Genomic DNA, 20135 nt, shown 5'->3' on the forward strand with positions numbered 1-20135 from the left:
CTCAAACCCACAGCTTCTTGATGTCACGCCCGCCACAGGTCAGGTTGACCATTGCGCGGGTCACCATGACGGCGGTGAACATCGAGGTGAAAATCCCGAGGGACATGGTGACCGCGAAGCCCTTGACCGGGCCGGTACCCATGGCGAACAGGATGCCGCCGACCAGCAGGCTGGTCAGGTTGGCGTCGATGATCGCGGTGTAGGCACGGTTGAAGCCTTCGTGGATGGCGCGCTGCACCGACATGCCGTTTTTCAGCTCCTCGCGAATCCGCGAGAAGATCAGCACGTTGGCGTCGACCGCCATACCCATGGTCAACACGATACCGGCGATACCCGGCAGCGTCAGGGTCGCGCCCAACAGCGACATCAGCGCCAGCAGCAGCACCATGTTGCCCGCCAGGGCGATGGTGGCGATCACGCCGAAGCCACGGTAGATGGCGATGATGAACAGCGAGACGAACAACATGCCCCACAGCGATGCATCGACACCCTTGGTGATGTTGTCGGCACCCAGGCTTGGGCCGATGGTACGTTCTTCGGCGAAGTACATCGGTGCGGCCAGACCACCGGCACGCAGCAGCAGGGCCAGTTCGGACGACTCACCCTGGCCGTTCAGGCCGGTAATACGGAACTGGCTGCCCAGCGGCGACTGGATGGTCGCCAGGCTGATGATCTTCTTCTCTTCCTGGAAGCTCTGTACCGCCACTTCCTTCTCGACGCCGTCGACGGTCTGCTTGACGTAGCGGGTCACCGGCTTCTGCTCGATGAAGATCACCGCCATGCTGCGACCGACGTTGCTGCGCGTGGCGCGGCTCATCAACTCGCCACCGTGGCCATCCAGGCGGATGTTCACCTGCGGACGACCGTGCTCGTCGAAGCTCGCCTGGGCATCGGTAACCTGGTCACCGGTGATGATCAAGCCACGCTCGACCGCAGCCGAACGGTTGCCGTCACGGAACTCGAAGACCTCGGTGGTCGCTTTCGAAGCACCTGGCTCAGCGCCGAAGCGGAACTCCAGGTTGGCCGTCTTGCCGAGGATACGCTTGGCTTCGGCAGTGTCCTGCACGCCCGGCAGCTCGACCACGATACGGTTGGCGCCCTGGCGCTGAACCAGCGGCTCGGCCACGCCCAGCTCGTTCACACGGTTGCGGACGGTGGTCAGGTTCTGCTTGATGGAGTATTCGCGGATTTCGGCGACCTTGGCCTGAGTCAGCGCCAGACGCAGCACGGAGAGCTCGTTGCGCTCGGTGGTGGTGATGTCGAAATCATTGAAATTCTTGCGGACCAGGGCACGTGCCTGTTCGCGAGTAGCATCGTCGGCGAAGCCCAGCATGATGCTGCCGTCCTGCTGGGGCAGGCTACGGTAGCGCACGCGCTCTTTGCGCAGCAGGGTCTTCACTTCGCCATCGTAGACCTTCAGGCGGGCGCTCATGGCCTTGTCCATGTCCACTTCCAGCAGGAAGTGCACACCACCGGACAGGTCCAGGCCCAGCTTCATCGGGCTGGCACCCAGGTTGCGCAGCCACTGCGGGGTCGTCTGGGCCAGGTTCAGTGCGACGACGTAGTCGTCACCCAAGGTCTTGCGCACCACATCCTTGGCCGGCAGTTGGTCTTCCTGGTTGGTCAGGCGCACCAGCGCACTGCCCTTCTCGCCCAGGCTGCCACCCTTGACGGTGATACCGGCATCGGCCAGCGCCTTGGTGGCGCGGTCGAGGTCGGCCTGGCTCACGTGCAGCGCGGAACTTGCACCGCTGATCTGCACCGCCGGGTCATCCGGGTAGAGGTTGGGAGCGGAATAAATAAAGCCGACCGCCAGTACCACCAGGATCAGCAGGTATTTCCACAGAGGGTATTTGTTCAGCATCACGCCGCCCGTTCAAGACGCGGGGCGCTTTGCGCGCCCCGACTGGAAAAAATGAAACCGGTAACTCAGATAGCCTTGAGCGTACCTTTTGGCAGGGTCGCGGCGATGGCGCCCTTCTGGAACTTCAGCTCGACGTTGTCGGACACTTCCAGCACCACGAAGTCGTCGGAAACTTTGACGATCTTGCCGGCGATACCGCCGTTGGTGACCACTTCGTCACCCTTCTGCAGGGCGCCGAGCAGGTTCTTCTGCTCTTTGGCACGCTTGGCCTGCGGGCGCCAGATCATCAGGTAGAAGATGACCAGGAAACCGACCAGGAAGATCCACTCGAAGCCGGTACCGGCTGGGCCGGCGGCAGGGGCTGCAGCGTCCGCGTAAGCGGCGGGAATCAGAAAGCTCATGTAGCACTCCAGTTGCTGAATTTAGTTATGTGTGCGAACAGTCAGTCCAAAGGCGGAACGGGAAGTCCGCGCTTGGCATAGAAGGCGTCGACAAAGGCGGCCAATTTACCCTGTTGAATAGCCTCGCGTAAACCGGCCATCAAGCGCTGGTAATGGCGCAAGTTGTGGATGGTATTCAGCATGCTGCTCAACATTTCGCCGCACTTGTCCAGGTGATGCAGATAAGCGCGGGAGAAGTTGGTGCAGGTATAGCAGTCACAGGTCGGATCCAGCGGCGAATCATCGTGGCGATGGAACGCATTGCGGATCTTGATCACCCCTGTATCGACGAACAGATGGCCGTTGCGCGCGTTGCGCGTGGGCATCACGCAGTCGAACATGTCGACGCCGCGGCGCACACCCTCAACCAGATCTTCCGGTTTGCCTACCCCCATAAGGTAACGAGGTTTGTCAGCAGGCATTTGTGCCGGCAGGTAATCCAGCACCTTGATCATCTCGTGCTTGGGTTCGCCCACCGACAGACCGCCGATGGCCAGGCCGTCGAAGTCGATATTGACCAGCGCCTCCAGCGAGCGCATGCGCAGGTCCTGGTACATGCCCCCCTGAACGATGCCGAACAGTGCCGCGGTGTTGTCGCCGTGGGCGTTCTTCGAGCGCTGGGCCCAACGCAGCGACAGCTCCATGGAGGTGCGCGCCACATCGTGCTCGGCCGGGTACGGCGTGCACTCGTCGAAGATCATCACGATGTCCGAGCCCAGGTCACGCTGCACCTGCATCGACTCTTCCGGGCCCATGAACACCTTGGAGCCGTCGACCGGCGAGGCGAAGGTCACGCCCTCTTCCTTGATCTTGCGCATCGCGCCCAGGCTGAACACCTGGAAACCGCCGGAGTCGGTGAGGATCGGGCCTTTCCACTGCATGAAGTCGTGCAGGCCGTTGTGCTTCTTGATCACCTCGGTGCCCGGGCGCAGCCACAGGTGGAAGGTGTTGCCCAGGATGATCTCGGCGCCGATGGCCTCGATGTCCCGCGGCAACATGCCCTTGACCGTGCCATAGGTGCCCACCGGCATGAACGCTGGGGTTTCCACGGTGCCACGGGGGAAGGTCAGCCGACCGCGACGGGCCTTGCCGTCGGTGGCCAGCAGTTCGAAGGACATTCGACAGGTGCGACTCATGCTTGATCCTCGGGGCCGCGCGGCGCCGGATTGCGGGTGATGAACATGGCATCACCGTAACTGAAGAAGCGGTATCCCTGCTCGACAGCCGCGGCGTATGCGGCCATGGTCTCGGGATACCCCGCAAAGGCCGAGACCAGCATCAGCAGCGTGGACTCGGGCAAATGGAAGTTGGTCACCAGCGCATCGACCACGTGGAACGGCCGACCGGGGTAGATGAAGATGTCGGTGTCGCCACTGAACGCCTTGAGCACACCATCGCGCGCCGCACTCTCCAGCGAGCGCACGCTGGTGGTACCGACCGCGATCACCCGCCCACCACGGGCGCGGCAGGCCTCGATGGCATCGACAACGTCCTGGCTCACTTCGAGCCACTCTTTATGCATGTGGTGGTCTTCGATCTTGTCGACCCGCACCGGCTGGAAGGTGCCGGCACCCACGTGCAGGGTGACGAAGGCACGCTCGACGCCCTTGGCGGCGATCTGCTCCAGCAGCGCCTCGTCGAAATGCAGGCCCGCCGTAGGTGCAGCAACCGCACCGGCACGCTCGGCGTACACGGTCTGGTAGCGCTCACGGTCGGCGCCTTCATCCGGGCGGTCGATATACGGCGGCAGCGGCATGTGACCGACGCGATCGAGCAGTGGCAGCACCTCTTCGGTGAAGCGCAGCTCGAACAGCGTCTCATGGCGCGCGACCATCTCGGCCTCGCCACCGCCATCGATCAGCACCGTGGCGCCGACCTTCAGTGCCTTGCTGGCACGCACATGGGCCAGTACCCGATGGCTGTCGAGCACCCGCTCGATCAGCACTTCCAGCTTGCCGCCGGAAGCTTTCTGACCGAACAGCCGCGCCGGAATCACCCGAGTGTTGTTGAACACCATCAGGTCGCCCGGGCGCAGGTACTCGAGCAAATCGGTGAAGCGCCGGTGCGCCAGCTCCCCGCTCGGCCCGTCAAGGACCAGCAGACGGCTGCCATGGCGCTCGGCCAGGGGATGGCGGGCGATGAGGGAATCGGGGAGTTCGAAGGAAAAATCGGCGACGCGCATGATCGTGTTCGGCTTGGCAGGGCCGGGAAGTTTAGCCCAATGCATGAAAATTGACCATGAAAGCCGATTGACCGACTGCAGGAGCCTCTCTATACTGCGGCGCCACAAGCCCTGATGGCGGAATTGGTAGACGCGGCGGATTCAAAATCCGTTTTCGAAAGGAGTGGGAGTTCGAGTCTCCCTCGGGGCACCATCACATAGTTCCAAGCGGTCCCTACCAGACCTGGAACAACAAGAAACCGGCCAACGAGCCGGTTTTTTTGTGCCTGTTGTCAGTGCAGCCCTACCATCATTGTCGTCCAGTTACCTGATCAGTTGATTGATGCACCTTTTTTGGTACAATCCCATTCATGGACGAACCCCTTATCAAGCTGAACGTCAGATTTTTCCGCACGGAGGCAGGAAATGAACCCGTGCGTGAATGGCTGACAGAGCTGGACCGTGAAAGTCGCCGACTCATTGGAGTCGACATCAAGACCGTGCAGCTTGGGTGGCCGATCGGGATGCCTGTCGTACGCAAGATGGAGCCAGGACTCTGGGAAGTAAGGACGAGCTTGGTCGATACCATCGCCAGGGTTTTGTTTGCGGTAGAAGGTCAGACCATGGTCCTGCTTCACGGCTTCATCAAAAAAAGTGAGAAAACACCGGCGTCTGACCTGGCCACTGCCAGAAAGCGCAAAGCAACACTCAAGAGGAACAAGCAATGAACCAGCACATCGGCTCCGACTTCGATGATTTCCTTGCAGAGCAAGGGCTCGCAGAAGAAGTGTCTGCTGCTGCCCTCAAGCGAGTCATCTCTTGGCAGATCGCTGAAGCCATGAAGCGCCAGAAGATGACGAAGAAAGCACTGGCCATGCGCATGCATACCAGCCGTACCGCAGTAGATCGCGCGCTCGATCAGGACGATCCAGGAATGACCTTGGCGACCCTGGCTAGCGCCGCCCGCGCGCTCGGTCAGCGCGTCGAGGTGCGGCTGGTTCCAGAAAAAGAAACAGCCCCCGCCTGACCCGTAGTCGATAAAGCTTTGAGTTTGTTTTTCTCAAGCTCAAATCGAATGGTCTATGCCAATACTGCGACGCCATGAAGAACCGACCAAAAGGTCGGTTCTTTTTTTAACTAGGTTTTGGCGATCTCAGCGCCGACTCAACGCCAGACGCGCCGCAAACAACACAAACACCAGTCCCGTCGCCCGATCCATCCACTGAATCACTTTCCCTTTGCGCAGCACACCCGCCATGGATTGTGTCGCACTGATCAACCCCACCGCCCAGATCAACCCCAGCAGCACGTGAATGCCCACAAGCCCGAAGGTCCATGCAATCAATGGCTGGCCTTGCGGAATGAATTGCGGCAGAAACGACACGTAGAAAATCCCGACCTTGGGATTGAGCAGATTGCCCATCATGCCCTTGAGGAACCAGTTCGCTGCCGGTCGCCTCTCGGCCTCGGCAGGCGCCAGCGACTGGCGTGGGCGCAGGAGCATGTTCACGCCCAACCATGCCAGATAGGCCGCGCCGCAGTACTTGAGGATGTCGTACGCCAGCTCGGAGACGGCGATCAATGCACCAAGGCCGAAGGCGACCGCCGCGCCCCAGAGCAGGCAGCCGGCGTTGATGCCCAGGGCCGCGCGCAGCCCCTGCTTGCGTCCTTCGACGGCGGAGGTTCTGAGGATCAAGGCGGTGTCGAGGCCGGGGGTTACCGTCAGCAGGGTAGCCGCGAGTGTGAAGGCAATCAGATTGTCGGCGATGGACATGGGGGCTCTACCTGGGCAGGAAGTTGCCCTAGATTAGCTTGGGCGACGCTTTTTTCGTTGTGGATAAGTGGCTCGATTTTCAGTTTTTCCCCATTCCCTGTAGTCCGTTTCCCAAACATACTCTCGGCCGCCTAAAGCCGTTGCGGTGCCATGGGGCGCGTTCTAGTCTCGCCCGGTCGTTGCTCATCAACGACCGGCTTTGACAGGCCGCATGCTCAAGTCCAAACGGCTGACCTCAATGGCAGCTGTACGTGGGGCACATTCGTGTGCGCCGGGTTCTTGAGCCTCCGGTCTGTCAACCCACGTACGGTTGCCTCCATTCGTTTGACAGCGATGGTTCGCAACTCCTGAAAACGGCTCAAGGAGTTACCATGTTAAAGATCGTCCCCGATCCCCCCTTCGCCCCCGAAAATCCCCACGCCCTCGAAGACCTCGTCCTCCAAATCATCGAACACCTCACCTGCGCCCTCGCCATCACCCACCACAGCACCGCCCTCACCCTCGGCTCCCCCGCCCAGCCCCTGACCATCACCACCGCCCACGAAGTCGATGCCGCCCTGACGCTGGCAGAAACCGCACTGAGCAGGATCCAGGTCCGTCACTGAAGGAGCATCGAACATGAGCGATACCACTGCAGGCGTCACCGGGTTCGGATATGGAGATGGCGACAAACCGCTGTTCCGGGTCGAGCCCGGACATGATTCGAAACTGGCAATGGAACAGGCGTCGGCGATGATGGCCTGCGCCAAGCGCATGACCTTGCTCGCCTCCACCGATGGCGAGGCCGACCTGGGCTGGGCCGCGCACTTGCTGTGCGACATGGTCAAGGCGGTGATGGACGACGTGGAGATAGGACGCGGGCGGGAAAGCCGCTAGGTCAGAGCCGCATTGTCGATAGGCTGGGGCTGCACGTGGCCCCGGCCTATTGAATCGAATCGGCTACACAGGCTGTGATTCAGTCGCTTGGGCGAACCGCTGGCTTCGCACCAGCAGCACCAAACTCCACACTTTGACGGCTTCCGCACCAACTCCCAGTAGAAAAAGCAGCCAGGGTGCTGGCGTAACAAGCACGTTGGGCCATAGGAAGGCGATAGGTATCGAGGGAAGCAGGATCATTCGAAATGGCGCCTGGGCCAGGCCGACATAGGCCGCAGCACGCACGCCTTTGATAAACAGCAAACCACTGGCGACTACCGAGAGATGCACCGCTACGCCTGTAAGGCCGATAAACAATGCCAACTCACCATGCTCACGTGACAAGGCAACAATGCTTTGCAGATCATCCCAAAATGGAATCCGACCACGGCGAATACTGGCGACTGCGTAGAGCACAATGATGAGCGCATCCATCGCACCCCAGCATAATTGGATGAATCGCTGAAGCCGATCATTCATCAGGGCCAAAAACTTCTCCTTTTTTCCATACCCACCATCAAGACTCAGCCCAGAATCCTTTGTGCGCTGGTCGCATTGCGCGCCAGCTCTAAAACCTTGCCCTTGCAGATACTCCGCGTAGTGCTCCTTCAACTCGTCGGCCCAACCACCAACCAGGTCAAGGATACCTTCCGCCTCATCCTGCGCGAGCCCGAAGTGCTGCCGTTGGCTAAGCAGATTCGCGCGCGACACCCGCGCCCCATCCAGCCCGACGCTCATGGACATATATTTTGCAGGCCCCTCGTCCAGGATCGGCAGCACGTCGTACATGGGCGAGAGTCGCCATCCATCGTCGATGAAAATGACGGCGTGGTTGCGGGGATGGTCGTCCGCGTTGCCGACCAGGGCGTTATAGGCCATGCGCATGTACAGCTCACGCAGATCCTGATCCGGCACGCCACGACGATGCATTTCGTTGGCCAGGCGAGCGTACGAACGGGCCTGGAGATCCAGCAGCGTCCAATCCGTCTTCAGCAAGGTCAGGCCACTGAGCATCGGGACTCGCCGGAAGACGCCGTCCATGTACCGACGATCAAAGCGCTCTACCAGCAAGGTCGGCCCCTTCCCATCCAGGTACAGCGAGGTGTTGGCGACGCGCATGCCTTTCATGGCGGCGAAAGTCATGCAGGCATGCTCTACCGGCGCCAGCTCATATTGGTCATAGCGATCATGCGGCTTGGCCAGAATGAGTTTTCCGTCACCCTGGAACGTGCGCTTTGGACGGGCGCCTCCAGCAGATGAGCGCTGGTCTCGCACGCCCAGGATTCTTGCGGTCTCTTCATCGATGTCCTGGTCGTAGACGACATCGCAGGCTTCGATGAACTTGTCCAACCCCGACAGCCGTGGCAGTGGCTTTTGGCCGACACCGACAGGTGGGTTTTTGTCGCGCCCGGTCATCAGGTTTCCCGCGCGATCGCTGTTGGGCGAATCGATCAGCAGGTCATAACGTGTGATCGGGTCACGCTTGAGGCGCTGGAGCAACCTCTCGCCCCAACCGTCTGGCAGGGCGTCGTCGATAAAGCCCGGAACCCCGTGATTACTGGCGACGCTGAAGACTTGATCCGACAAAGGGTAGTGGAAAGGGTCGGGCACCCATACCTTCGAGTCCAGCACGGCGGGAGAATAGACGAACTCGCCAGGGCGGTTGCCATTCAAGGTCAGGCGCCCAAGCGTCAGAACCTCACCGGTCTGGGGGTGCTCCATGTAGATGTAGGCACTGGGCATCAGAAGTCCTCCGGTTTGGCGCGGCGTCTACGCGCTCGGCGGCCACTGGTCTCGTCCTTCAACTCAACGAAGGAGACTGAAGCATCCTCCAGAGGACGGAAAACCTTGTCTGTAAGACCAAGGTTCCACAACACGAGCATCAACGATCTGACACTGACGGATGGATCACCACGTTCGATGCGACGCAGCATCTTCTCGGTAACGCCGAGTCTACTGACGACATCCAGTTGCCGTACACCCTGCTCCAGGCGCGCCGTTTTGACCAGAAGCCCTATACGCTGGAGGCTTGCTTCACAATCTACCGGAAAAAATCTTTCCATAAGCGGCCAAATATGTCCGACTAATTGAAATAAACGGACGATTAAATCCGTTTATATATAAGGTTGAGTATGCCTAAGCATAGCTGAAGAGCCTGCTTATCGAAAACAATCGGATGATTGGCGTCCGTTTATTTTTGAGCTGCGCGGGTCAAAAGAGGTCGACCTGCTGAGCAAACTCAAAACCAACACATAGCAGCTATGCAATTGCGGGTGTCACACCATCACCCCATACCGCCCCGCCACCACAATCCGATTCCGCCCCGCACTCTTGGCCTGGTACAGCGCCATATCCGCCTCATGCAACCAGGCCTCGGCGCTCTGCAGATGCCCACCAAAAGGCGCGATGCCGATGCTCAGGCTCAACCCCTGCTCCGGCAATTCAGGATGGCGATAACACTCCACCGCCTCGCGCAGCCGCTCGAGCACTTCCTCGGCCTGGGCCACGCTGACGCCGGGCAGCATCACGCAGAACTCGTCACCGCCATAGCGCGCCACCGGGTCGCTCTTGCGCAGGTGGGTCGGCAGGAAGGCGCTGAGGGTGCGCAGGATGTCGTCGCCCATCAGGTGGCCGTGACGGTCGTTGATCTGCTTGAAATGGTCGATGTCGATCAGTGCCAGCACATTGGCCTGATTGTCGCGGCGGCAACGCTGGAATTCGCGCAGCAGCAGGTCTTTCCAGGCGCCGTGGTTGATCAGGCCGGTGAGGCTGTCGGTCTGGCTCAGGCGCGAGAGAGTGCGTTTATGCTGGGCGAGCTGGACGGTGACCTGATAGCAGATCAGGCCAATGGCCATGGGATAGATCAGCAGGATCGGCAGGCATGCAAGCATCTGTGCCTGACTGGTAGGCGGGAATAGCGGTGGTGCGTACAACCAGAGCCCCAGGCCAATGCCCAGCGCCTGGGCGAGGAGGGTCTTGCCGAGCATGTGCCAGCCGCCTGCGGCGATCTTGTCCATGGCGATCATCGACAGGATGATCACGCTCGGCAGCGGGTTGAGCCCCATGACACCAGCCCAGCAGCCTCCGGCGAAGCCATCGAACACCAGGTTGCGCTGCTCGGCGCGAAAGGGCTGCTTCGACAACCGGGCCAGCTGATAAGCGACGTGCGGCCAGACGAAGCCGTGCAGCGCGAGCAAGGCCCAGGTCCACCAGGCCGGCTGCAGCGGCCAGATGCCGATCAGCACACAGAAGAACCCAAGCCCGGTGCCGATGGCGCGGGGTGGGTACATGCGTTTGGCGAAGGAAAGACCCTTACCCGTTCGCTCGATCATCGAGGGCTCACCGAAAAAATGGACTGTCCTTGAATGCACCGGACAGGCAGCCAGGCGGGAAAGTGCCCTGGGGTTCGGCGTTCGAGCATTGTGCCACTATCGAAAACAGGACTTCAAACGTGCTGGACGAAATACACTAACCGTCGGGTTAATTCCGTCTCGACTCAGCAGATACGGTAGACGCTTCACTAGACATGCGGAGCCGGGCGACGCAAATGTGATCGAGCGCTCGGGCTATTTCGCCCGCATCTCCGTCTACCAAAACCTGTCTCCAGTATTCGGCGATTGCAATCTCGCTGTCCAGCAGCTCAGGCAAGCTGAAAGTGGATAATTCGAGCATCATCGCCAAGATCTCCGTTTCGTCGGATTGTCCAAGGTCGCCGATATTCTAATGGGGCTCACCTAACGAACCGTCTGATAAATATGCGGCCTGTTTCCGACGCAACCACAACAAAACACGTCCAGTAACATCCAACCAGCCTGCCCACCGAACCTTGCCCCGCCCCCGACGTCGGATCCTTCATCCGCTCCACGAAGAGATCCCTGCGTGAAAAACTACCTCGTGCGCAAGTACCGCCTGGTCCTCAAGACCTTCAACTACATCGGCTGGTCGCTGCTGTGGCTGCTGGTGTGGGACATCCTGGTCACCATCGATTTCATGCTGTTCTTCAACAGCAAGTTCAGCCTGCCGCTGATCCCACTGACGCTGCTGGGTTCAGCGCTGGTGGTGCTGGTGAGCTTTCGCAACAGCAGTGCCTACAACCGCTGGTGGGAAGCGCGCACGCTGTGGGGGGCGATGGTGAACAGTTCACGCAGCTTCGCGCGGCAGGTGCTGACGCTGGTGGACGATCCGGATGACGGGCTCAATCCGGTCAAGGCGACCTTGCTGCGTCGGCATGTGGCCTATGTGAACTGCCTGGCAGCGCACCTGAAGAACGAGCCGTGCCCGCCGGAACTGATGGCGTTCATCCCCCATCACGAGTTCGAGCGGCGCAATGGTTCGAACAACTTCGCCAATGACATTCTGGCCGGCTCCGCCGCCTTGCTGGCAGGCGAATACAAGGCTGGGCGGCTGGACAGCATTCGCCTGGCGCGGCTGGAGTCGACGCTGGTAGACCTGTCCAACGCCCAGGGCGGGATGGAGCGGATCGCCAATACACCGCTGCCCTACCCCTACGTGTATTTTCCGCGGTTGTTCATCACGCTGTTCTGCGTGATCGTGCCGATCGGGCTGGTGGAGTCGCTGGAGTGGTTCACGCCGCTGGCTTCGACAGTGGTGGGGTTCATGCTGCTGGCGATCGAGCGGATCGGCACCGACCTGCAGAGCCCATTCCGACGCAGCGAGCACCAGATTCCGATGGACACGATCTGCGAGACCATCGAACGGAATCTGGAATCGATGCAGCGCGAAGCGCAGTGTGGGGAGTGGGTGGACTGAGGCCGACCCGTTCACCTACGCCCGCACATACCGTTGGCGCAGTACATCGCTGAAGGCATCCACCAGCAACACCAGCACCAGCATGCCGATGATCACCGTGCTGGCCTGGGCTTCCTGGAACAGGCTGAGGGTGGTGTAAAGCATCTGCCCCAGCCCGCCCGCGCCGACGAAGCCCAGCACACTGGCCATGCGGATGTTGTTCTCCCAACGATACAGGCTGTAGGCCAGCAACTGCGGCCACAGATTGGGCAAGGTGCCAAAGCAGAACGCGGCGACCTGGCTCCCGCCCTGTAAACGAATCGCCGCCGCCGGCTCTGCCGGGGCATTCTCCAGCGCCTCGGCGAACAGGCGCCCCAGCACACCTGCGGTGTGCAGCGCCAGGGCCAGGGTGCCGGCGTTGGGCCCGAGCCCGGCTGCCAGCACGGTCAAGGCCGCCCACACCAGCTCAGGGATAGCCCGCAGGGCATTGAGCAGCAAGCGCGCCGCACCCTGTAGCGGCCAGCCGAAGCGCCCGGCCGCAGGCAATGCCAAGAGCAGGCCGAGCAGCATCGCCAGCAAGGTGCCCAGCCCGGACATGGCGAGGGTCTCCAGCGCACCGCGCGCCACTGCACGCAGGTGCTCGGAAGAAAGATCGGGGCTCAGGAAACGCGAGGCGTACTCGCCCATCTGCGCCAGGCCACCATTGCCGATGACCGACGCAATATCGAGTTCCAGGTAGGCGAACGACGACACCACCGCCGCAACGATGGCGACGATCACCAGCAGGTTGATCGCCCGGTTCATGTCAGCCTCCCACGCAACACGCGGCTCAACACATCGGCCAGGGTGACCAGTACGAGAAACGCCAGCAGCATGCTCGCCACCTCGGCGCCGGCGAACATGCGCATCGACAGGTCGATCTGCTGCCCCAGCCCACCGGCACCGACAAAGCCCATCACCACCGAAGCTCGCACCGCGCATTCCCAGCGGTAGACCGTGTAAGACACCACCTCCGCCGCCGCCACCGGCAGGATGCCATAGCAGAACGCACTCAACCGTCCGCTGCCGGCCTGCATCAAGGCATGGGCCGGGCGCTGGTCCACCGACTCGAAGATCTCGGCATAGACCTTGCCAAGCATGCCGCTGTAGGTGATGGCGATGGCCAGTACCCCCGCCGTCGGCCCAAGCCCCACGGCGCGCACGAACAACAGCGCCCAGACGATCTCCGGCACGCTGCGCAGGAACACCAGCAGGCCGCGCACCGGCATGCGCACCAGCCGCGACCAAGGCCCCGGGCGGCCGGCGCGTGATGCCGCCCTTAACGACAATGCCCGGCTGCCCACCAGGCTGGCCGGGATGGCCAGCAGCAATGCCAGGGTCATGCCGGCAGTGGCCACGGCAAGCGTCTGCAGGGTGGCTTCGAACAGCAACGCCAGAAACTCCCGATCATGGGCAGGTGGCCAGAAGGCGCCAACGAAGCTTGCCATCTGTCGACGGTTCTCGGCCTGCAACAGCACCCCGGGGTCGAGTTCGCTCAACTGCAACCCCGGCCACAACAGGGCCAGGCATAACAGGGTCAGCAACAGGCGTGGCAGCGCCGCGGGGTCGCGGGCATCGGTCTTCAGCATCGCGGAATCTGCACCGTCAGCGTCGGCCCCACGGTCGTCGGCGAGGCCAGTTGCTCATTGGCGTAGAGGGCGTCGAGCAAGGCATCGGTCACCGCCCCTGCCGGACAATCGAACACCACGCGCCCTTCGCGGATACCAATCACCCGGGGAAAATGCGCGAGCGCCAGCTCCACCGCATGCAGGCTGGCGACCAGTGTCACGCCACGGGTTTGCGCGTGGCGATTGAGCAGGGCCAGGCTGTGATCAGCCAGCACCGGGTCCATCGCCGAGACCGGTTCGTCGGCCAGCAGTACTTCAGGTTGCTGGTACAGCGCCCGTGCGATACCCACACGTTGCAACTGGCCACCGGACAACTGCCCGCACTGCACGAACAGCTTGTCGGCCAGCCCCAGCTCCGCCAGCACCTGTCGCGCGCCCGGCACATCGCTGGGGTGCAGCAGATTGAGCAGGCCACGCAAGGTGCCCCACTGGCCAAGACGCCCGGCCAATACGGCGGTGACCACCCGCTGGCGCGGCGGCAACGGCGGTGCCTGATGCACCAGCGCGACCCGCGCCCGCAGGCGTTGTCGCGCACCCGCCGACAGAGCCCAGGGCTGTTCGCCCAGCAATTCCAGGTGCCCGGCGCCGGGCTGCACGGCCGTGGCCATCAGGTGCAGCAAGCTGGACTTGCCCGCCCCCGACGGCCCGATCACCGCCACCCGCTCGCCCTTGTCGATGCGCAGGCTCACGTCTTCGAGGGCGCGTACCTGGCCGTGCCGAAGCCCTGCCGCGTGCAGTTGGATACTCACTTGAGCAAGCCGGCCTCACGGGCAGCCTGTTCGGTGCCGGCGTAGTTTTCGGGTTTGGTCTCGATGAAGCGGCTGGCCGCCTGCAGGTCGAGGATCGCCTTGTGCTCAGCCTTGGCCGGGTCGAGGGCGAGGAAGGCTTGCTTGATCTTGTCTTTCAGGGCCGGGTCCATGTTGCCGCGCACCGTCCAGTTGTAGTCGTAGTAGGTCGGCGTGGTGGCGAACACTTTCACCTTGCTGGTGTCGACCTTGCCCGCATCGACCAGCTTCTGCCAGACACTGGCGTTGAGTACGCCGGCATCGACCTTGCCCGCCTGAACCCAGGCCACGGTGGCGTCGTGCGCGCCGGAATAGGCAACCCGACTGAAGTAGCTCTCAGGCTTGATGTTGTCTTGCTTGAGCATGAAATAGCGCGGCATCAGGCTGCCGGAGGTCGAGGAAATCGAACCGAAGGCGAAAGTCTTGCCCTTGAGGTCGGCCAGGCTCTTCACGTCCGGGTTGGCGGTGATGAACTTGCTGGTGAACTGCGCGTCCTGCTCGCGCTGCACCAGCGGTGTGGCGGTCGGGTCCTTCAGGTGCACCTGGACGAAGGTGAAGCCACCCAGCCAGGCAAGGTCCAGGCGATTGCTGGCCAGCGACTCGACGACCGCCGGGTAGTCAGCGACCGGTACGAACTGCACCTTCATGCCCAGTTGCTGCTCGAGGTATTCACCCAGCGGCTTGAACTTGCGCAGCAGCTCGGTCGGCGCTTCGTCGGGAATAGCGCTGACCCGCAAAGTGTCGGCGGCCTGTGCGATGACGGCGCAGCAGGACAGCACGAGGCCGGCGGCGAGCGCCAAGGGGCGTTTGAGCATGGGAGTTCTCCGGTTCAATAGCGGGGAAAGTGCCGGCGACGCACCGACTGCGGGAATTATAAGAGCCGATGGCGCAAAGGCCAGCTTTGCTACAATCGCGCAACAATTGGACCCCGAGGTACCTATGAGCGAGCCGATTCGCCTGACCCAGTACAGCCACGGCGCAGGCTGTGGCTGCAAGATCTCCCCCAAGGTGCTGGATGTGATCCTCGCCGATAGCGGCAGCCAGGCGCTGGACCCCAAGCTCTGGGTCGGCAACGCCTCGCGTGACGACGCTGCCGTGTACGCCCTGGACGACGAACGTGGGGTGGTCTCGACCACCGACTTCTTCATGCCCATCGTCGACGATCCGTACGACTTCGGCCGTATCGCCGCGACCAACGCCATCAGCGACATCTACGCCATGGGCGGCGACCCGCTGATGGCCATCGCCATCCTTGGCTGGCCAGTCAACGTATTGCCGCCTGAGGTTGCCCGCGAGGTGATCCGTGGCGGCCGTGCGGTCTGCGCCGAAGCGGGCATTCCACTGGCCGGCGGCCACTCCATCGATGCGCCCGAGCCGATCTTCGGCCTTGCGGTGACCGGCGTGGTCGGCAAGCGCAATCTCAAGCGCAACGACACCGCGACCGTCGGCTGCACGTTGTACCTGACCAAGCCTCTGGGTATCGGCATCCTTACCACTGCCGAAAAAAAATCCAAGCTGCGTGAACAGGACCAAGGCCTGGCGCGCGACTGGATGTGCACCCTGAACACACCCGGCAGCCGCTTCGGCAAGCTCGACGGGGTCAAGGCCATGACCGACGTGACTGGCTTCGGCCTGCTCGGCCATCTGGTCGAAGTCGCCGAAGGCAGCGCTCTCACCGCGCGCCTGCAGTTCGATGCAGTACCGCGCCTGCCGGGTGTCGAGCACTACCTGGCCGAGGGCTGCATCCCCGGCGGTACCCTGCGCAACCACGAAAGCTATGGCCACAAGATCGGCGCCCTGAGCGATGAACAGAAGCACCTGCTGTGCGATCCGCAGACCAGCGGTGGCTTGCTGGTGGCGGTGAGCCCCGAGGGTCAGGCGGAGTTTCTGGCGGTCGCCGCTGAACTGGGCCTGGATCTGGCGCCGATCGGCACGCTGGTCGAGCGACAGACCTACGCAGTCGAGGTGATTTGATGCGCCCCGACTGCACCGACTTCAAACAGCTGTTCCTCGACGATGCGCCGATGATGGACATGCGCGCACCGGTCGAGTTTGCCAAGGGCGCCTTCCCCAACGCCATCAACCTGCCGCTGATGAACGACCAGGAGCGGCAGAAGGTTGGCACCTGCTACAAGCACCAGGGCCAAAGCGCAGCCATCGCCCTGGGGCACCAACTGGTCAGCGGCGCGGTCAAGCAGGCGCGCCTGGAGGCCTGGGCCGCATTCGCCCAGGCCCATCCCCAGGGGTATCTTTACTGTTTTCGTGGCGGCCTGCGCTCGCAGATCGTCCAGGGCTGGCTGAAAGAGGTGGGCATTGACTATCCGCGGGTCAAAGGCGGTTACAAGGCCCTGCGGACCTTCCTGATGGACACCACCCAACAGGCAGTCGAGCAATGTGACTTCGTGCTGCTGGGCGGCCTGACCGGCACCGGCAAGACCGACGTGCTGCTGCAACTGGACAACGTGCTCGACCTCGAAGGCCACGCCAACCACCGCGGTTCGAGCTTCGGCAAGCGCGCCACCGTGCAACCGGCACCGATCGATTTCGAGAACCGTCTGGCCATCGACGTGCTGAAAAAACGCGCGCGGGGCGTGCAGCAGTTCGTGCTGGAGGACGAGGGGCGGATGGTCGGCAGCTGCTCGGTGCCGCTGGCGCTGTACCAAGGCATGCAGCAGTATCCGCTGGTGTGGTTGGAGGACAGTTTTGCCAATCGCGTCGAGCGCATCCTGCGTGACTACGTGATCAACCTGTGTGCCGAATTCGTTGCCCTGCATGGCGAAGAGGATGGGCGCCGCCTGTTTGCCGAGCGCCTGCGTCAGAGCATGGGCAATATCCACAAGCGTCTGGGGGGCGAACGCTTCCAGCGGCTGTATGCGCTGCTGGAGCAGGCGCTGCAGGTGCAGTTGCACAGCGGTGAGGTGGATCTGCACCGAGGCTGGATCGAGGGTTTGCTCAACGAGTACTACGACCCGATGTATGCGTACCAGCGTGAGGCGAAGTCGGGCAGGATCGAGTTTGCCGGTGATGCACTCGAGGTGCGGGAGTACTTGAAAGCACGGGCGCTGCGCCGGCGCTGATTGCCCCGCGGGGCATGGCACCGGCTTTGCCGGTGCGGTACCTCTAGGAGCAGCGGTTCGCCGCTGCGACTTGTCCCGCGAACACGGGCGTAGCCCGTGCCAGGCAGCGCGGTGTATTTTTCGCGGGCAAGCCCGCTCCTACAGGGTTCGAGACCGTTCACTGTCCGGGGCTGAGAATCCGCTCCAGCTCCGCGGCGCGCTCGCGGGTCATGTCCAGTACGCACATGCCGCCTTCGAGTTGCGCCATGGTCCCGCCGCTGGCCTGGACATGGAACTTGCAGTTCTTGTCACGAAAGCTGATCCAGTCGCGCTGCACTTCCCGCAGGCTTTTCTGCTGCGGCGCATCGAGCTTGCCGAGCAACTGCTTGTAGACACGGTTGAGGCGGTCGTCCTGCAGCTTGGTTTCATCCTTGATGCAGGCGCTCATCGCAACGGTGCTGGAGGCCTTGTCCATGCATTTGGTATAGGTGGGGGAGTTCTCGTCGGCCTGGGCCTGAGAGGCGAACACCAGCGCGGCAACGACGGCTGCCAGGGAATGCTTGAACATCGAAGAGAACCCTCTGATCAGAAAGATTGCCAGCCTAGCAGCAAGTGCGCCGCAAGGCCCCTGTGACCCTGTGAAATCGGACCTGTCCTACGCGCGCGAATGCCAGCCCCGACAATGGGCAAGGATCAGCTCGCGCAACCACTGATGCCCAGCATCGCCCTCGCGCCGGGCATGCCAGGCCTGGGCAAAGCTGAACGCGCTGATCGGCAGCGGCGGCTCGAATACGCGCAGGGCCTTGTCTGGCGGGCTTGCTGCCAGGCTACGCCGGGCCACGGTCAACACCAGGTCGGTCCCGGCCAGCACGGTCTGGGCCACACCCCAGTGCGGGAGCGTGAGGGCAATGCGCCGACGGACGCCGAGGGCCTTGAGTGCCTGGTCAATCTCGTTGTCGATACCGGGGCGTACCGCCACCAGCACATGCGGACGCGCCAGCCAGGCGTCGAGGGTCAGGTTGCCGCGCACCGGCAAGGTGCCACGATCGGCCACGCAGACGAACGACTCATCGAACAAACCCTGCTCATGGATCTCCGACGGCAACTCGGGGAACACCCCAAGCGCCAGGTCGACCTCCCCGTCGATCAACTGCCCGAGCATCGCTTCGCGACTGCCCTGGGAGACGACCAGATCGATCTGCGGTGCCAGGGTGCGCAGCTCGCGCATCAGCGCAGGCAGAACCACCTGGGCGCCGTAGTCGGACATCGCCAGGCGAAAGGTGCGGCGAGCCCTGCCCGGCTCGAACCCCGGGCTGCCCAACAGCCCGTCGAGCTGCGCCAGTGCCTGCTGCAATGGGTCGCGCAGGGCCTGGGCGCGGGGGCTGAGTACCAGGCGCGCGCCACGACGCACCAGCAGCGGGTCGGCGAAGATATCGCGCAGTTGCGCCAAGGCATGGCTCACCGCCGGCTGGCTGCGGTGCAGGCGAATTGCTGCCCGGGATACGTGCTGCTCGCTGAGCAGGGCATGCAGGGTCAGCAGCAGGTTGAGGTCGATGCGGCGCAAATCATCCATATGACGAATAAAGCCTGTGCAGAATTCGAATTTCCATTATTTAAGCGCATACAAGAGACTGGGGCCAAGGTTATCCACAGGAGCTCACGCCATGCCCAAGGTCATTGCCTTGTCCGCCATCCTTCCCTTGCTCATCGCCCTGCTCGCCGGGGCGGCGGTGCCTTTTCAGGCTGGCAGCAATGCTGCATTGGGGCGCTTGCTCGGGCACCCGTTGTGGGCGGCGGGGGTTTCGCTGCTGGTCAGCCTGATGATGCTGGTGCCAGCACTGTTGCTGATGCGCGCGCCCATGCCACAGCTGCAGAACCTGGCCCAGGCACCCTGGTGGGCCTGGCTGGGGGGCGTCGCCGGGGTGATCTACATCACCGCCGCGTTGGTGCTGACGCCACGCCTGGGCGCGGCGGGGTTCATCGTCTGCGTGATCGCCGGACAGGTGCTGTCATCGTTGCTGATCGACCAGTTCGGCTTGATGGGCCTGCCGGAGAAACCCGTGAACCTGCCACGGCTGTTGGGGGTGGCGATGATCGTTGGGGGCATGCTGGTGGTGCAGTGGGGCACGGCACGCAGCGCCTGAGCCCAGGCCGCTACAGGCTGTGTGCAGGCTCGGGGGGCATCAGCACCTGATCCACCTCGAAGCGTAGCGAGGGCATCTGCGTGGCGGCATACAGCATCACGCCGAGCGCTGCGATCAGGGCCACGTCCAGCCAGTTCCAACCCGGCATGTCGTCGGCCTTGCGGGCCTTCCAGCACCACCAGGCCTGACCTGCGCAGAAAGTGAGGATCGACAGCGACCACAGGTAGAACCCGGCCCCGAAACCTGTGACATCGTGGAATGCGTAGCTGCGGTTGTCGGGCAGCCGCTCAACGCCGAGGCTGCTTGCCGCCAGATATAGCGCCAGCAGACCGAACAGCAGCGACAGCCGCCGCAAGCGCCGATGGCTCAGGATCGCCAGCGCCAGCAGGGGATTGGCGAACCACTGATACAGCTCGAATGCCACGCCCCAGGGGCCGTAGAGCAGCATCTGCAAAGCAGGCATATGCTGCTCGGCGCCCATCAGGGCGCCATCGAAAAACAGGCCAAGCAGGTAAAGCAGCAGGCTGATGCTGATGTAGTAGGCTGGCAACCGGAGCTCCATCGGATCGGGCGAAACCTC

General features: G+C 62.5%; 23 protein-coding genes and 1 tRNA gene. 9 read left to right on the forward strand and 15 right to left on the reverse strand.

Annotated elements, in window-relative coordinates:
* Position 1: 1 nt before the first annotated feature.
* The 4 genes from secD to queA form a co-directional block, all read right to left on the reverse strand.
* On the reverse strand, positions 2-1864 hold the full coding sequence (gene secD / locus F6X62_RS08790) for a protein translocase subunit SecD (protein ID WP_054925563.1): 1863 nt from the start codon (positions 1862-1864) through the stop codon (positions 2-4).
* A gap of 65 nt (positions 1865-1929) precedes the next feature.
* Positions 1930-2265 (reverse strand): preprotein translocase subunit YajC, encoded by a 336-nt coding sequence (gene yajC / locus F6X62_RS08795; protein WP_054892542.1) that lies wholly within the window; start codon positions 2263-2265, stop codon positions 1930-1932.
* 41 nt (positions 2266-2306) lie between these two features.
* The gene (tgt, locus tag F6X62_RS08800) at positions 2307-3422 is read right to left on the reverse strand and encodes a tRNA guanosine(34) transglycosylase Tgt (protein WP_162144435.1); all 1116 of its coding nucleotides are present in this window, start codon (positions 3420-3422) and stop codon (positions 2307-2309) included.
* 14 nt (positions 3423-3436) lie between these two features.
* Entirely contained in the window at positions 3437-4486 is a 1050-nt protein-coding gene (gene queA / locus F6X62_RS08805; protein WP_063546071.1) for a tRNA preQ1(34) S-adenosylmethionine ribosyltransferase-isomerase QueA, read from the reverse strand.
* 108 nt (positions 4487-4594) lie between these two features.
* On the opposite strand from queA, the gene F6X62_RS08810 reads away from it, so the two are divergent.
* The 3 genes from F6X62_RS08810 to F6X62_RS08820 all read left to right on the forward strand — a co-directional run bounded on the left by F6X62_RS08810 (position 4595) and on the right by F6X62_RS08820 (position 5492).
* A tRNA-Leu gene (locus F6X62_RS08810) sits at positions 4595-4679 on the forward strand.
* Positions 4680-4836: 157 nt separating this feature from the next.
* A complete protein-coding gene (locus tag F6X62_RS08815; protein ID WP_153773241.1) occupies positions 4837-5193 on the forward strand; it encodes a type II toxin-antitoxin system RelE/ParE family toxin in 357 nt (118 codons plus the stop codon).
* A complete protein-coding gene (locus F6X62_RS08820) occupies positions 5190-5492 on the forward strand; it encodes an XRE family transcriptional regulator (protein ID WP_153773242.1) in 303 nt (100 codons plus the stop codon). Before F6X62_RS08815 ends, F6X62_RS08820 begins: the two co-directional genes overlap by 4 nt.
* Positions 5493-5618: 126 nt before the next feature.
* Here the strand turns inward: F6X62_RS08820 and F6X62_RS08825 are convergent, their stop codons facing one another.
* Positions 5619-6239, reverse strand: a complete 621-nt coding sequence (locus tag F6X62_RS08825) for a LysE family translocator (RefSeq protein WP_153773243.1) — start codon at positions 6237-6239, stop codon at positions 5619-5621.
* Between the two features lie 371 nt (positions 6240-6610).
* On the opposite strand from F6X62_RS08825, the gene F6X62_RS08830 reads away from it, so the two are divergent.
* On the forward strand, positions 6611-6844 hold the full coding sequence (locus F6X62_RS08830) for a hypothetical protein (protein ID WP_153773244.1): 234 nt from the start codon (positions 6611-6613) through the stop codon (positions 6842-6844).
* A 13-nt stretch (positions 6845-6857) separates the two neighbouring features.
* A complete protein-coding gene (locus F6X62_RS08835; protein WP_054892538.1) occupies positions 6858-7115 on the forward strand; it encodes a DUF3077 domain-containing protein in 258 nt (85 codons plus the stop codon).
* Positions 7116-7178: 63 nt separating this feature from the next.
* Here the strand turns inward: F6X62_RS08835 and F6X62_RS08840 are convergent, their stop codons facing one another.
* From F6X62_RS08840 to F6X62_RS25610, 3 genes are all read right to left on the reverse strand, one after another.
* Positions 7179-8897: a type II toxin-antitoxin system HipA family toxin gene (locus F6X62_RS08840; RefSeq protein WP_153773245.1), complete on the reverse strand. Its 1719-nt coding sequence runs from the start codon at positions 8895-8897 to the stop codon at positions 7179-7181.
* A gap of 533 nt (positions 8898-9430) precedes the next feature.
* Positions 9431-10486, reverse strand: a complete 1056-nt coding sequence (locus F6X62_RS08845; protein ID WP_153773246.1) for a diguanylate cyclase — start codon at positions 10484-10486, stop codon at positions 9431-9433.
* 148 nt (positions 10487-10634) lie between these two features.
* Entirely contained in the window at positions 10635-10829 is a 195-nt protein-coding gene (locus tag F6X62_RS25610) for a hypothetical protein (protein WP_332261749.1), read from the reverse strand.
* 204 nt (positions 10830-11033) lie between these two features.
* Between F6X62_RS25610 and F6X62_RS08850 the strand changes: the two genes are divergently transcribed.
* Positions 11034-11924, forward strand: a complete 891-nt coding sequence (locus tag F6X62_RS08850) for a bestrophin family protein (RefSeq protein ID WP_054892532.1) — start codon at positions 11034-11036, stop codon at positions 11922-11924.
* A 15-nt stretch (positions 11925-11939) separates the two neighbouring features.
* On the opposite strand, the gene phnE is transcribed toward F6X62_RS08850, so the two are convergent.
* Genes phnE through F6X62_RS08870 form a run of 4 tightly spaced genes read right to left on the reverse strand, consistent with a single transcriptional unit; the run spans position 11940 to position 15170 of the window.
* Entirely contained in the window at positions 11940-12707 is a 768-nt protein-coding gene (phnE, locus tag F6X62_RS08855) for a phosphonate ABC transporter, permease protein PhnE (protein WP_153773247.1), read from the reverse strand.
* Positions 12704-13531 (reverse strand): ABC transporter permease, encoded by an 828-nt coding sequence (locus tag F6X62_RS08860; protein ID WP_153773248.1) that lies wholly within the window; start codon positions 13529-13531, stop codon positions 12704-12706. Before F6X62_RS08860 ends, phnE begins: the two co-directional genes overlap by 4 nt.
* Positions 13525-14319, reverse strand: coding sequence for a phosphonate ABC transporter ATP-binding protein (locus F6X62_RS08865; RefSeq protein WP_153773249.1), 795 nt, complete (start codon positions 14317-14319; stop codon positions 13525-13527). Before F6X62_RS08865 ends, F6X62_RS08860 begins: the two co-directional genes overlap by 7 nt.
* On the reverse strand, positions 14316-15170 hold the full coding sequence (locus F6X62_RS08870; protein WP_153773250.1) for a putative selenate ABC transporter substrate-binding protein: 855 nt from the start codon (positions 15168-15170) through the stop codon (positions 14316-14318). The genes F6X62_RS08865 and F6X62_RS08870 overlap by 4 nt, the downstream gene beginning before the upstream one ends.
* A gap of 124 nt (positions 15171-15294) precedes the next feature.
* Here F6X62_RS08870 and selD point away from each other — a divergent pair, with 124 nt between their 5' ends.
* Together selD and mnmH are read left to right on the forward strand one after the other, a co-directional pair.
* A complete protein-coding gene (gene selD, locus F6X62_RS08875; RefSeq protein ID WP_153773251.1) occupies positions 15295-16329 on the forward strand; it encodes a selenide, water dikinase SelD in 1035 nt (344 codons plus the stop codon).
* Complete coding sequence (gene mnmH, locus F6X62_RS08880; protein ID WP_153773252.1) at positions 16329-17432, forward strand: tRNA 2-selenouridine(34) synthase MnmH; 1104 nt, start codon at positions 16329-16331, stop codon at positions 17430-17432. Before selD ends, mnmH begins: the two co-directional genes overlap by 1 nt.
* A 157-nt stretch (positions 17433-17589) precedes the next feature.
* Here mnmH and F6X62_RS08885 read toward each other — a convergent pair whose 3' ends face one another.
* Together F6X62_RS08885 and F6X62_RS08890 are read right to left on the reverse strand one after the other, a co-directional pair.
* The gene (locus tag F6X62_RS08885; protein WP_054892525.1) at positions 17590-17979 is read right to left on the reverse strand and encodes a lysozyme inhibitor LprI family protein; all 390 of its coding nucleotides are present in this window, start codon (positions 17977-17979) and stop codon (positions 17590-17592) included.
* Between the two features lie 87 nt (positions 17980-18066).
* Entirely contained in the window at positions 18067-18984 is a 918-nt protein-coding gene (locus F6X62_RS08890) for a LysR family transcriptional regulator (protein ID WP_112899144.1), read from the reverse strand.
* Positions 18985-19075: 91 nt separating this feature from the next.
* On the opposite strand from F6X62_RS08890, the gene F6X62_RS08895 reads away from it, so the two are divergent.
* Positions 19076-19555, forward strand: coding sequence for a DMT family transporter (locus F6X62_RS08895; protein WP_151924415.1), 480 nt, complete (start codon positions 19076-19078; stop codon positions 19553-19555).
* Positions 19556-19565: 10 nt separating this feature from the next.
* Here F6X62_RS08895 and F6X62_RS08900 read toward each other — a convergent pair whose 3' ends face one another.
* A complete protein-coding gene (locus F6X62_RS08900; RefSeq protein ID WP_054892522.1) occupies positions 19566-20105 on the reverse strand; it encodes a hypothetical protein in 540 nt (179 codons plus the stop codon).
* Positions 20106-20135: the final 30 nt, after the last annotated feature.

This window comes from Pseudomonas sp. MNR3A (assembly GCF_009650575.1).
Classification (GTDB): Bacteria; Pseudomonadota; Gammaproteobacteria; order Pseudomonadales; family Pseudomonadaceae; genus Aquipseudomonas; species Aquipseudomonas machongensis.